We start from the raw sequence: 12,635 nt of genomic DNA, 5'->3' as shown, positions 1-12,635 counted from the left end.
GTACGCGCGGTGGTCGCCCGGCCCTTCGCTCAGAAGCGCGGAATGTTCAGGACGTGCCCTTCAGATGCCGCATGAGGCGTTCGAAGTCCTGCCAGCCCGACAGGTCGGAGGGGTCGCCGGGCAGCGGGTAGTACAGCGCCGGCCGGGTGCGCGGGCCGAGTTCACGCGGGCGCTCCGGCAGCGGGGTGCGCCGGGCCCGGTCGCCGGGCATCGTGCGGACCTCCTCGGCGCCCAGGACGAAGGCGTACGGCACGCCCGGGCCCTCGAAGCGGGGCGGTACGGACAGGTCGCGGCGGGCCCGGCGGATCTGCACCAGCATGGACTGGAGGTCGTGCCGGGTGGCGAGGGCCTCCGCGGCGGCCGGGACGGCGCCCTCCGGCACCTCCTCGTGCGTGCCGTAGCCGAACGCCATGGTGACGTCCTCCTCGACACCGGCCTTGGTCCGGGTGATGCGCACGGTCGCGAGGCCTGGACGCTCGGGCGTGCCGACGACCACCAGCCAGGTCGGCGCAGGGGTCCGCTCATGGGCCACGTCGGTCAACTGCCGCAACGACCAGGGCAGGTTGGCCGGCTCCTCGGTGCCCCAGCCGGACGGCGGTTCGCCCGTGATCGCCTGCCACACGGCCTCCACGGCGCCGCCGAGCACGAGGCGGTCGTCGGCCGGGTGGACGGTGCGGAAGGAGATGGCCAGCTGGCGTTCGCCGGTGTCTGCGATGCCCTCCCCGAAGGCGCGGGCGACCGGCGTGCGCGGGTCCTCGGGGGTCGCCTCCGGGGACTCGACGGTCACGAAGAGGCCGTTGTCCCAGCGCAGTACGGCCCCGGACAGGCCGTCGTAGTAGCCGTCCCGCTCGTCCTGCACCACCCAGCGCGAGGGCCAGCCCGGCAGGGCGTTCCGGACGGCGGGCGACATGCGCGTGCCCGCCGGGGTGACGATCTGCAGACCGCGTCCGGCGTCCGCGGCGGCGCGGAAGGCGTCCGCGAGCCACGCGGTCATCGCCACGACGGGGCGGTCCTGGATGACGACGGCGACCTTGTCGGTGAGGACGTCGACGGCGGGCTGCGCGGCGGCCTGGGCCGGCACGACGCCGATGCCGTCCGTCCGGACCACGCCCATCGACCGCGCGGCCTCCCGGGGCCATGCGGTGCCGCCGACCAGCGTGGCCAGCCGGGCGGCGAACGTCCCGGCGAGCTCCTCGGCCTCCTTGACGCCAGTGGTGGCGCGGGCCTCGGTCCACCAGTACGGCGTCTCGGGCTCACGCGCCCCGAGCAGTCGCTCGGCCTCGCCCCGGACCTGCACGAGCAGGGGTGCCTCGACGGAGACGAGCGGACGGCCCTGTTCGTCGCAGAGCCGCACCACGGCTCCGTCGCCCTCGGCGCCCACCAGCTTGTCGGGGCCGCCGGAGAGCAGGCCCGCGAGCACGCTCAGCGGGTCGGGCATCTTCTTCGTGAGGGCGATGACGTCCTTGGTCATGGGTTCACCTGGTCCGCGCGTAGACGGTCTGGATGAGGCGGGTGGCCTCGCCCCGGCGCAGCAGGGTGCCCCGGCCCGGCGGCTGCTGGCTGGCGTAGACGCCGGGGAAGAGCTGGCCCTCGCTGCGGTCGCCGGCCATCACCAGCGCCGAGGCGCCTGACTCGCGCAGGCTCTGCAGCATCGGCTCGTACAGGCCGCGGGAGGCGCCCGCGACCCGCCGGGTCAGGACGAAGTGCAGGCCGATGTCGACAGCCGAGGGGATGTACGGCACGAAGGGCGCCAGCGGCTGCTGGCCGGCGGTGGTCAGGACGTCGTAGTCGTCGACGACGATCACGATCCGCGGGCCGGAGAAGCTGCCGGGCTCCAGGTCGGCGCCGTCGGAGCCCTCGTCGGGCAGCCGCTTCTCCAGTTCGGAGGCGATGCCGGCGGCGAGGCCCGCGCACAGCTTGGCGTTGTAGGCGTAGCCGCCCCGGTACTCCTCGGGGATGGTGCCGCGCAGGCCGCGGCGCGGGTCGAAGACGCCGAAGACCAGCTCGTCGTCGCCGTAACGCTCCATCAGGCCCTGGGTGACCACCTTGAGCAGGTTGGTCTTGCCGCACTCGCTGTCGCCCATGATCAGCAGGTGCTGGTCGTGGTGGAACAGGTCCAGCAGGACCGGGGCGAGTTGCGTCTGGTCCAGGCCGATGGGAACGCGACGCGGCTCGGCGGCCGGCGTGGGCAGTTGCTGGGGTTCAAGGACGTGTGGCAGCACCCGCACCGGCTGGGCGACGTCGCCCGTCCAGGTGGCGCGGACCGTACGGGCGGTGCGCTCCAGGACGGCACCGAGGTCGGCGGTGTCGGCGAGAGAGTCGGTGCGGGGCAGGGCGACCTGGGCGAACAGCTTGCCGTCGGTGAGCACGCGGCCCTTCTCCTCGGGCGAGAGGGTCTGGGCGAGTTTGCGTTCGATGCTGGACTCGCTGGGGTCGTTCAGGCGCAGCTCGACGCGGGTGCCGAACTGGGACTGGGTGGCGATGCGCACGTCGTTCCAGCGGAGCATGCCGGCGACGACGTGGATGCCGTAGCCGCTGCCGCGCTTGAGGATGTCGGCGACGGCGTCGTCCAGTTCCTCGAAGTCGTCGCGCAGCGCGCCGAAGCCGTCGATGAGCAGCACGATCTCCGTCGAGGCCAGTTCGGTGACACGGCCGCCGGCGCGCAGGGTGCGCAGCTGTTCGAGCGAGTCGACGGAGTGGATGCGGAAGAGCTCCTCGCGCTGGTCGAGCATGGCCCGCACCGAGTCGATGGTGCGCGCGGCGCGCTCCCGGTCGGCGCGGCCGGCGATGCCGCCGACGTGCGGCAGCCCGGACAGCGCCTGAAGGCCGCCGCCGACCAGGTCGAGGCCGTAGACGCCGACCTCCTGCGGGGTGTGCGTCAGCGCCAGGGAGAGCGCGAGAGTGCGCAGCAGGGTCGTCTTGCCGGACGCGGGGCCGCCGATGACGGCCGCGTGGCCGCCGGCCAGTGTGAGGTCCAGGTACCACTGGCCCTGCCACTGCTTCGTGGGGTCGTCGAGGACGCCGAGCGGCACCCGCAACGGGCCGCTCCGCTTGGCCAGCTGCATGCCGCGCGGCCCGACCTCGACGGGTCCCGCAACCTTGTCGAGGGCGACCGCGGCGGGCAGCGGGGGCAGCCAGATCTGCCGTACCGCGCGGGCGCCGGCGCCTTCGAGCTGGTCGATCATCACGCCCATCTCGGTGGGCCCGGTCTCCCGGCGCCGCATCTGCGGCTGTACCTCGGGCGCGGCGCCGGACTCCTCCCCGAGCGAGTTGTACGCCTCGTAGGCCAGGGCGAGCGGGCCGGTGTCCTCGGTCTCGCGCTGCACGGGGCCGCTGTAGGCACCGGAGACGTAACTCGCCTTGAACCGCTCGTAGTGGCTGGTGTCGACCTTGAGGTAGCCGAAGCCGGGCAGCGGGGGCAGATGGAAGGCGTCCGTGGTGTCCAGCACGGTGCGGGACTCGTCGGCGGAGAAGGTGCGCAGGCCGAGCCGGTACGAGAGGTAGGTGTCCAGGCCCTTGAGCTTGCCGCCCTCGATGCGCTGGCTGGACAGCAGCAGGTGCACGCCGATGGACCGGCCGATCCGGCCGATGGACAGGAACAGGTCGATGAAGTCGGGCTTGGCGGTGAGGAGTTCACCGAACTCGTCGATCACCACGAACAGGTGCGGCAGCGGTTCCAGGTCGGGGCGCTTCTCGGCGCGCAGCGCGGCGTAGTGGCCGATGTCCGCGACGTTTCCGGCGTCCTTGAGCACCTGCTGGCGGCGCTTGACCTCACCGGCCAGTGAGGAGTGGACGCGCTCGACGAGGCCGGCCTGGTTCTCCAGGTTGGTGATGACGCCGGCCACGTGCGGCAGGTCGGCGAAGGGCGCGAAGGTCGCGCCGCCCTTGTAGTCGACGAGGACGAGGGCGAGGTCCTCCGGCGGGTGGGTGGCGACCAGCGCGAGCACGAGGGTGCGCAGCAGCTCGGACTTGCCGGAGCCGGTGGCGCCGACGCACAGGCCGTGCGGGCCCATGCCCAGCTCGGAGGACTCCTTCAGGTCGAGCAGGACGGGCTCACGGGAGTCGCTGATGCCGATCGGCACGCGCAGGAACGCCCGTTCGCCGCGCGGCGCCCACAGCCGGTCCAGTTCCAGGCGGGCCACGTCGTCGATGCCGAGCAGCTCGGCGAAGTCGACCGGGCCGGTCAGCGGGGCGTCGGCGCCCATGGAGTCGGCGGACAGCCGCAGCGGGGCCAGCATCCTGGAGAGGCCCTCGGCGAAGGCGGTGCCGACCTCGTCGACGGTGCCGCGGGCGCTGATCGGCTCGCTCTCGCGCAGGTCCTCGATGACGACGCGTTCGCCCTCGACGGTGATGCGGACGCCGACGCTGCCGGGCTCCTGCACCCGCTCGTCGAGCAGGTGCAGCACGCTGACGCCCATGTCGCGCAGGCCGACCGCGTCGTCGGGGCGCGGCAGGTCCACGGCGTCGTCGCCGTGCGCGTCGGCGACGACGATCAGCCGTGAGGACATGGCGAGGGCGTCCCGGCCGGACAGTCCGCGGCGCACCTCGGCCGCGTAGGAGGCGCGGCGGCGCAGCTCGGGTCCGATCTGGCGGGCCAGTTGGGGCATGGAGGGGGCGATCCGGCGGGCGGCGACCGGCCCGTCGAACTGCTCGCCGTCGAGCAGGTGGGGCAGCCACTTGGCCCACTCCCAGTCGCCGATCCGGTCGCCGGGCGCGGCCAGGGCCATCGCCACGTCGTCGGGGGCGTGGGTGGCGGCGGCCTGCACGAGCAGGGCGCGGGCGACCCGGAGGGTGTCCTCGCGGCTGCCGATGACGCTGACGTTGCCCACCCGGTCGAGCGGGACGGTGAGCGGCAGTTCGGTGCCGGTGCCGAAGCGGGAGACCAGCGCGGAGGCCTCGTTGAGCATGAACTGGTCGGGCGGGGTGAGCACGGAGGAGCCCTGGTCGCCGACCTTCAGGTCGCGTACCGGCATCTCACCGGTGCCGACGCGCACACGCAGGAAGTCGCCGTCCATGCGGCGTCGTTCCCACAGCCGCGCGGGGTCGCGCACGATGTCGTAGAGGGCGTCCGGCGGCGGGTTGAGCACCTGGGCACGTTCGCGGCGTTCGCGCTCCTCCTTGGACAGTTCCTCCCGCAGGTCCTCCAGGTAGGCGAGGTAGGCCTCGCGCTGGGTGCGGCGGGTGCGCTGGGCCTTGCCGCGCTGGGAGAACACCAGGATCAGCGAGCCGATGATGGTGACCACGAGGATGATCGCGCCCAGCGCCGCGAACTGGCTGTTGCGCACGACCGTCATCATCACGACGGACGACATCACACCGGCCACGGGCAGCAGCGAGGTCGCGATCGAACCCGTCTTGCCGTCGGGCAGGTTGGGCGGGGCCTCTATGGTGCGCGACGCGGGGGCGGCCGGGGGACGGGTGGTCCGGGCCGGGCGGTGGATCAGTCGGGTGCTCATCGTCCTTGCCTCTGGGTTTTCCCTTCCGGGGAGCTCAACGGCGCTTCTGGGAGAGCTGGAAGACCTCCGCGGCCAGGCCGGCGGCGGCCTGCCGGGTGGCCCGCGCGAGCAGGTCGGTGCGGATGGTGCCGCCGGCCGCGAGATGCCGGTCGTACGGCAGGATCCGTACGCTCGCACCGGTGGCCTTCAGCGGCTCGGCGGCCTTGTCCAGATCGACGCCGGCGTGCGGCACCGTCTCGGTGAGCACGACCACGGTCGAGGTGGTGATGTCCCGGGGCAGTCCGCGCATCCACTGGAGCACGGCGTGGGTGCTGGCGACGCCCTCCAGCGTGGCGGGCACGGTCAGCACGCGGGCCTGGGCGGCCGACAGCGCGGTACGGGCCACCTCGGCGGGCAGCGTCTCGCAGTCGACGACGGTCACCCCGAAGTAGCGGCGCAGCGACACCATGACGCGCTCGTAGGCCCGGGTGTCGAGCATGGCGCCGACCTGGCCCTGGCTGCCGGGCAGCAGCCAGGCGTTGTCGGGCAGTTGGACGAGGTAGCCGGTGACGTCGAGCAGCGACATCTGCGGCTCGACGACGTCGGCGAGGTCGCCCGTGGTCCAGCGCAGGTTCTCCGCGCCGAGCCGCAGCGGCAGGGAGCCGAGCGCCGGGTCGGCCTCGACGACGAGGACCGGGTCCTGCCGGTAGTGCGCGTAGGTGGTGCTGAGCAGGGCGGCGACCGTCGTCTTGCCGGAGCCGCCGCGGATGGAGGTGACCGCGATCTGGCGGCCGGTGGTGACGGCCTGCTGGAGCACCTCGGCCGTGGCGGTCGTCTCGGCGACCTCGCGCGCGGCGGAGGAGGAGACGGTACGGCGGACGGCGCGCAGGGCGCGGGTGCCGAACGGCTCGCCGCGGCGGGGCTTGAGGCCGGTGTCGGCGATCCGCCTGTCGACGGCCGGGCGGGAGTCGGGGGTGGCGCGGGAGGCCGGGGCGCGGCGGGCGGGCGCGGGCTGCGGCGCGGGGGAGGGCGCGGCCTGCTGCTGGGGGTGGGCGGCGTAGGCCTGTGCCTGGTCGGGGTACTGCTGGGACGGGGTGGGCTGCTGCGGGCCTTGGCCGGGATGACCCTGCTGCGGGTAGCCGTAGGCGGCCTGCTGCTGGGAGTGGGCGGGAGGCGCCTGCTGCTGCGGGACGCCGGGGGCGGGCTGCTGCTGCGGGTAGCCGTAGGCGGGGCCGGGACCGGACTGCTGGGCCTGGGGGTGCGCCTGGGGGTAGCCGTACGCGGGGCCGGGATGGGGGCCCGGCTGCCCTGCCGACTGCTGCTGCGGCTGCTGCTGTTCCTGTTGTGGATGCGCCTGGTCCGGCTGCGCGCCTGACTGTTCCCCGGACCGGGCGCCCGGCTGCGCGGCACGCTGCCCGGCCGCGCCGGCCCTCAGGTCGCGCAGGACATCGCCCTGCCAGTTGTCCCCGCTCGGCATGTCGCCCTTTCTCTCCCGCGACGCTCCCGCTTCGTCGTCCCCGCCCGGAGCGACGCGTGTCGGCGTCTGGTATTCGAAGCCTCAGAATTTGTTGAGCAGTTGCCCGTAGATGCCGAACACCCCGACGGCGAGCGGGAAGAGCCCGATCACACCGAGGGACTCGATCAGGTCGGCCAGGCGCCGCAACCGCACCCGGACGTGCTCCGGCGGCTCGATCGCGAGGACCAGCAGCGGCAGCAGCGCCGCGGCGGCCAGCAGGACGAGCGCACCGGCGCCACCCGCCTGGTCCAGCCACAGCACCGCGAGCCGTACGACGAGCAGCGCCGCCGCCCCGAACAGCGCCACGACCTCGGCGACCAGCGGGAAGGCCCGCGCCCGGGACAGCAGGACCACCGCGGTGAGCGAGGCGAGGACCACCGACCACACGGCCGGGTCCTCACCGGTGGTCAGCAGCCAGCCGCCGGCGGCGGCGGAGGCGGCGGTGACCACGGTGGCGAGGGCGAGGCCGCGGTGGGTGGCGGCGAGCGCGTTGCCGACCTCGTGCCGGCTGACCGAAGTGCCCGTGGAGCGGCGGTCGTCGAGACCGGTGAGGCCGGAGGCCATCAGCGCGAGCCGGGGCAGCAGGCCGAGCAGCACCACGGAGAACACCGCCATCACGGCGCCGAGCCGTTCCGGCCGGTCCTGCACGGCGGCCACGGCCTCCCACACGACGGTGATGACGGCGGCCGCACCGGCTCCGATGAGTCCGCCGCGGCCGAGTGGTGAGAAGAAGGCGAGCAGGACGAGGGTGAGCACCAGAGCGGTGACGACCCCGGCCAACCGGGCTGTGCCGGGCCAGTCGTAGGCGTCGGCCGTGGTCCACGCGGCGAGCACGCCGAGCCCGCCGGAGGCGAGCAGCAGGGCGCTGGCGAGTCCCACGTTGCCGCCGCCGGTCTTCCCGACCACCGCACCGGCGATCAGGAAGACGGCGGTCACGGCGAGCAGCGCGGTCGCGACGGACTCCAGCCCGAACTCCCGGCGGGCCAGCACCGCCGCTGCCACGGCGAAGGCGAAGGTGGCCACACCGGCGCTGGCCCGGCGCGCGGCCGGACGCCAGCGCCAGCCGCGCAGGTCGAGGTCGTCGGCCACCTGGTCGGTGACGTCGTGCACGACCGGGGCGGGCGGTGCGGCATGGGCGCGCACCAGGCGCAGTACGGCGCCGTCCGGTACCTCGGCCGACGACAGCGTGGCCTCGTGCGGGAGCACCGAGCCGTCGGTGCTGATGAGTTGCCGTGTGGTCGGCCGGGTGGCGGCCCGGTCGTCGAGCAACTGCAGTATGTCGGGGAGCAGTTGGCCGATCGGAGTGTCCGAGGGCAGGACGATGTCGGCGCGTCGTCGCTCACCGACCAGGGTGACCCGGCTCAGTTGAGTCCGGGACGTCGTTGATGTGCTCACCACTCACCGGAACCTATCATCGCGTCGTTTCGGCCATCGGCGCCGGGCGACGTGCTCACGTCAGTCACGCACACCGCGTTCACTGCTTCTCCCCACCGTCTGCGGCGGACTTGCCGGGCGACGGGTTGTACATCTGCTCCTGCTGCTGGCGCTGCTTCTCCTGCTCGGCCCGCTGCTTGGCGAGGGTGGACTGGACGAAGGACCAGCCGATGCAGCCGGCGCACAGTACGGCGGCGATGGCGATGCCCGCGAAGATCTTGCCGAGCCGTTCGTCGGCCGTGCGTCGGGCGCGCTGCGCGCCGAAGAGCAGCGCGTCGCGCATCCGGCGCCGGCGCACCGCCACCGACTCCAGCAGTTGGCTGTCGTAGTCCCGTGCCATTCAGTCGTCGTCCCGTGCCGTAGAGGTCGTGGTCGTTCGTCGTGGTCGTACGTCGTCGTGGTCGTTCGTCGTCGCGGTCGTTCGTCGTCGCGGTCGTTCGTCGTCGTGGTCGTTCGTCGTCGCGGTCGTACGTCGTCGTACGTCCTCGTCTTTCGTCGTCGTTCGGTCGTGGGTCTGCGCGGTCGTCAGTCGTCGGGGGTGAGCCCGAGGAGGCCGCGCATGGTGGCGTACTTCTGCGTCAGCCGCCGCGCCGTGTGCTCGTCGAGCAGGGCGAGGCGGTCCGGGTCGGCGTTGTGCGCGAGGTCCGCGGCCTTGACGAGCCGGGCCCCCGGCGTGGCGAGAATCCGGCGTGCGTACGCCTGCGGTTCCTCATCCGGCCGCTTGGTCACGGCCCGTACGACGTCCTTGGTGCGCTGCGGAAGCGCGGCGCGCGCCAGCCACTCCTCGCTCAGCGCTCCGTCCTCGACCGCGTCGTGCAGCCAGGCGGCGGCGACGAGGTCGTCCTCCCCGCCCCGGGCGCGCACCCCCTCGGCGACGGCCGACAGGTGCTCGGCGTACGGCCGTCCGGCCTTGTCCGTCTGCCCGGCGTGGGCGGTGCGGGCGACGGCCTCGACCTCGGTGAGACTCATCTCCTGCGGCATGCGGCTCCCCCTGACTACGCTTCCGCAACATAAGACATGGACGCGCCATGCGTACAGCCGGGGTGCGGCGGCCTCTGGCGGCTTTTCACACCCCTCCCGACAGCCCCGTCACGATCATGAAGAGCACCCAAAGGGCCGGGACGAGGGCGACGTACGCGCGCGGCCGCCGGCGTACGGGCACGCCGGGGTCGTGGCGCGGGCCGAGCGTCCCCGGCCCCGGGGCGGGGAGCCGCTTCACCCGGCGCACGGCGAGGACGTTGCGGACCAGCGTCAACGGCGCGAAGACGAACAGCGAGAGGGGACTCCACCAGCCGACGCAGAGGGTGTGCGTGGTGTAGGCCCGGTACACGGCCAGCCCACAGGTCATGCACATGGGCCCACCCGACTTCTGGAACCCCATGAGGACGACGAGCCCACGGTGGGCACGGAAGGTGACGTCGGCGGCGGGGGAACCTCCGCAGAACCTGCACATGAGGAGGGAACCCTCGCGGTCGTCGGTGGGTTCCCGCCGGACGTCCACGTCCTCGCCGCCCCCTTGATCGAGCGGGTGTCCTTCGGGGTCCGGGGTGGGGACCCGGGCCATGTCCTCGATCGCGGCGACGTCGGCGGCGCCGGTGACGGGGCCGATGCCGGGTTCGCGGCTGAGCAGACTGAGCACGCCGCGCGGGGCGAGGCCCCGTCCGTGCAGCTCCCGCGCCCGGTCGTGCCACTGCGTCCCCGCCCGGAGGGAGTCGCCGCGGCCTGCCGGGCACTGCACCCAGCCGACGCCGGTGGCATCGCCCCAGACGTACCCGACGATCTCGCCGTCGGCAGCCGTCACGGTGACGTAGTGCACGAGATCAGGTGTGCCGGTCGGGCCGTGCGGCACGGATTCAGCCTCCCGCGGCCAGTTCCTTGAGTGCGGCCAGGGACGGGGCCTCGGTGACGGAAGACGGCAGGACATGGCTCTGCTGGCAGTCGTTCGTGCCCTGCGCAAGCTCCGCGAGCAGGACGGTCGGGGCCAGATCCCGGGCCTTCCCACCGCGTAGGGCCCGCACCCAACGCCCACCGGCGTTGAGGGCGCTTCCAGAAAGCCCTGACGGCACCACCCAGCCCGCCGCGTCGTCCTTGTCGTTCGCCCACACGTACCCGATGACCGTGCCGGTGCGGTCGGCGACGCTCAGGTGTGCCACCGGCCCGTCGGTGTTGCGGGCGTAACTCGGGGGACCGTCCACCTGGCGAAACCGCACGTCGTCATCGAAGCGCGGGTTGATCCGTGGTTCTCTACTCACCTTTGGCCAGTGCCTCAACCGCGGCGGCGTTCGGGGCGTCGGTGAGGGAGTCCGGCAGGACCCGGCCCCTGACACCCTCCGAATTCTCGAGCAGCTCCGCGAGGGCCTGCGAGGGAAGGACGCCCCGCCCCTTGGCACCCTCCAGCCTGGCGTGCCAGATCTCCCCCTCGGAGAATGCCCGAGGTCCGGCAGCCTCGCGCGGCTCCCACGCGGCCGCGTCGTCCTCGTCATTGGCCCACACGTAACCGAGTACGGCGCCATCCTGCTTGGCGACCACCGTGAGGTAGCGCACGGGCTTGTCGGTGTGGTTCTGGTATCGCGGCGGACCCGGCGACACGAGGTTGAAGTGGACGTCCTCGTCGAATCGCGGGTTGATCGGTCGTTCACTGCTCATGGCGTTCATGTTCCTCTGGTTCGGGCTGATCTGCGACGAAGGCTATGGCCTCGGCAGAACCTCCCCGTACAAATGCCACTTACCGGCCTCGTCCATGAAGACGCGCGTGACCTTGTACTGGGAACCCCGAGCGAGAAGCAGCTCGCGTTCGCCGGGGTACTTGGAGAGGTGGTCGATCCACAGGGCCGGGGTGTCCTTCGGTACCCGCAGGTGCATCCAGACGGGCTTACTGTCGAACGGCGGCGGCGGCGTCCTGCCGAGTGCCGTGGAGGTGTACGCCTTGTCGTCGAACACACCGCCCTGCATGTCCAGCGGTGACTTCAGCGGCCGGCCGTCGATCTTGACGTGGTCGACCCCGGTGCCCCGGATGATCATGATGGCTTCGGGCACAGGCCGAGTGTCCATGACCCGGTCCATCTCGCTGATGGTGTGCTTGAGCGTGTCGCTCACATCGTTGCCGAAACGCAGGTGGCCGTTGATCAGGTCGTACTCGTTGCCACTGTACGTCCGCAGCGCTTCCCGCGACTCGGCGGGCAGGCCGTCCAAGAAGTCGTTCCAGTACGCGTTGCCGTACGCCAGTCCCGCGGCGTCGCTCACGCTCGCCGCAGGGTTCGTGCCGCGCGCCAGTTCGGCCGCGGCCACCGCGTGCTTCTCGGCATCGCTGAGGCCGGCGAACTCCTCCCGCGACATCGACGGCCTGTACTCGAACGGCTCCCCCGCCCCGCTGCCCGGCACGTCCGCGCCCTGATGGGCCGGGGTGCCCGGCACGTCGGTGCCGTGGTGCGCGGCGCCGTCCACGGCGTCGTCCCCGAGGCCCACGTGGTCGCCGAGGTCCGTGTGGTCCCCGGTGTGCGTGTGGTCGCCGGTGTGCGCCGCGTCGTCCGTATGTCCGGCGCCGTGCGAGGCGTCGTCGGCGTGAGTGCCGCCCGGCAGGTCGTGGCCCGTGCCGTGCGGGGCGTCCGGGGTGTGGCCGCCGGGGCCGGGGACGTCGGGTCCGCCGGTGTGCGGCGTGGTCGGGATGTCGTGCACCGGGTTGGTCCCCGCGGTCTGGTGGTACCAGGGGGTGCCGCCGGGGTGACCTCCCCCGGTGTGCGGTGCGGTGGCCGGCGTCTGGTCGTACGCCGACGGCGACGGCGCGTGGTCGTAGGCGGACGGCGACGGCACGTTGCCGTACGGCGTCGACGCCCCCGGCGGTCCGAACTGCCCGCCGGGGGCGTTGTGGTGCGCGGCGTTGTCGAGCGTGTGCGGCATGCCGTCGCCCGCGTGCACGCCCGCGTACACCGGCGGCTGGCCGCTGCCCTGGATCGTCCAGTGGGCCGGCAGCGTCGGCGTGTTCGCGCCGTGCGGGACCGCCGGCCCGGTCTCGTGCGTGACCGGCGTCGTGTCGACGACGCCGTTGGGCGCGATGAGGTTGCCGTTCGGGTCCATCAGACGGCCGTCGGGCAGGTGGACGGAGCCGTCCGGGAGGGTGGGGATGTCGATGTTGCCGACGCCCTTGAGGCTGGCGGCGATGTCGCCGATCTTCGACAGTCCGGCGCCCGCGCCCTTGGCGATGTAGGTCATCGGGTCGATGACCCGGCCCGCCTTGCCCGCCGCGCCCAGCA

Annotated in this window: 10 protein-coding genes; all 10 read right to left on the bottom strand. The window is 73.0% G+C overall.

The features are described 5' to 3' along the window. Window positions 1-46 precede the first annotated feature (46 nt). Window positions 47-1,471 carry a DUF6177 family protein gene (locus AB0O67_RS33020; protein ID WP_365458302.1) on the bottom strand — a complete coding sequence of 475 codons (1,425 nt, stop codon included), beginning with the start codon at window positions 1,469-1,471 and terminating at the stop codon, window positions 47-49. A gap of 4 nt (window positions 1,472-1,475) precedes the next feature. Then, window positions 1,476-5,456: a type VII secretion protein EccCa gene (gene eccCa, locus AB0O67_RS33015; RefSeq protein ID WP_365458299.1), complete on the bottom strand. Its 3,981-nt coding sequence runs from the start codon at window positions 5,454-5,456 to the stop codon at window positions 1,476-1,478. A 34-nt stretch (window positions 5,457-5,490) separates the two neighbouring features. Next, window positions 5,491-6,912, bottom strand: coding sequence for a hypothetical protein (locus AB0O67_RS33010; RefSeq protein ID WP_365458296.1), 1,422 nt, complete (start codon window positions 6,910-6,912; stop codon window positions 5,491-5,493). A gap of 81 nt (window positions 6,913-6,993) precedes the next feature. Further along, entirely contained in the window at window positions 6,994-8,349 is a 1,356-nt protein-coding gene (gene eccD / locus AB0O67_RS33005; RefSeq protein WP_365458293.1) for a type VII secretion integral membrane protein EccD, read from the bottom strand. 76 nt (window positions 8,350-8,425) lie between these two features. After that, window positions 8,426-8,725 carry a hypothetical protein gene (locus AB0O67_RS33000; protein ID WP_365458290.1) on the bottom strand — a complete coding sequence of 100 codons (300 nt, stop codon included), beginning with the start codon at window positions 8,723-8,725 and terminating at the stop codon, window positions 8,426-8,428. 185 nt (window positions 8,726-8,910) lie between these two features. Next, window positions 8,911-9,366 carry an HD domain-containing protein gene (locus tag AB0O67_RS32995; protein ID WP_365458287.1) on the bottom strand — a complete coding sequence of 152 codons (456 nt, stop codon included), beginning with the start codon at window positions 9,364-9,366 and terminating at the stop codon, window positions 8,911-8,913. Between the two features lie 85 nt (window positions 9,367-9,451). Further along, complete coding sequence (locus AB0O67_RS32990; RefSeq protein ID WP_365458284.1) at window positions 9,452-10,234, bottom strand: hypothetical protein; 783 nt, start codon at window positions 10,232-10,234, stop codon at window positions 9,452-9,454. A gap of 4 nt (window positions 10,235-10,238) precedes the next feature. Then, entirely contained in the window at window positions 10,239-10,595 is a 357-nt protein-coding gene (locus AB0O67_RS32985) for a hypothetical protein (protein WP_365458281.1), read from the bottom strand. A 34-nt stretch (window positions 10,596-10,629) separates the two neighbouring features. Then, complete coding sequence (locus tag AB0O67_RS32980) at window positions 10,630-11,031, bottom strand: hypothetical protein (protein ID WP_365458278.1); 402 nt, start codon at window positions 11,029-11,031, stop codon at window positions 10,630-10,632. Between the two features lie 42 nt (window positions 11,032-11,073). Next, window positions 11,074-12,635, bottom strand: a 1,562-nt coding sequence (locus AB0O67_RS32975; protein ID WP_365458275.1) for an ADP-ribosyltransferase, incomplete at its 5' end; no start/stop codon positions are given.

This window comes from Streptomyces sp. NPDC086077, assembly GCF_040686175.1.
GTDB lineage: Bacteria > Actinomycetota > Actinomycetes > Streptomycetales > Streptomycetaceae > Streptomyces.
This window is presented reverse-complemented; position numbering and strand designations above follow the sequence as displayed.

Coding starts and splice junctions, on each gene's coding strand:
- AB0O67_RS33020 (WP_365458302.1), bottom strand. CDS start 1,471: ATGACCAAGGACGTCATCGCCCTCACGAAGAAGATGCCCGACCCGCTG.
- eccCa (WP_365458299.1), bottom strand. CDS start 5,456: ATGAGCACCCGACTGATCCACCGCCCGGCCCGGACCACCCGTCCCCCG.
- AB0O67_RS33010 (WP_365458296.1), bottom strand. CDS start 6,912: ATGCCGAGCGGGGACAACTGGCAGGGCGATGTCCTGCGCGACCTGAGG.
- AB0O67_RS33000 (WP_365458290.1), bottom strand. CDS start 8,725: ATGGCACGGGACTACGACAGCCAACTGCTGGAGTCGGTGGCGGTGCGC.
- AB0O67_RS32995 (WP_365458287.1), bottom strand. CDS start 9,366: ATGCCGCAGGAGATGAGTCTCACCGAGGTCGAGGCCGTCGCCCGCACC.
- AB0O67_RS32980 (WP_365458278.1), bottom strand. CDS start 11,031: ATGAGCAGTGAACGACCGATCAACCCGCGATTCGACGAGGACGTCCAC.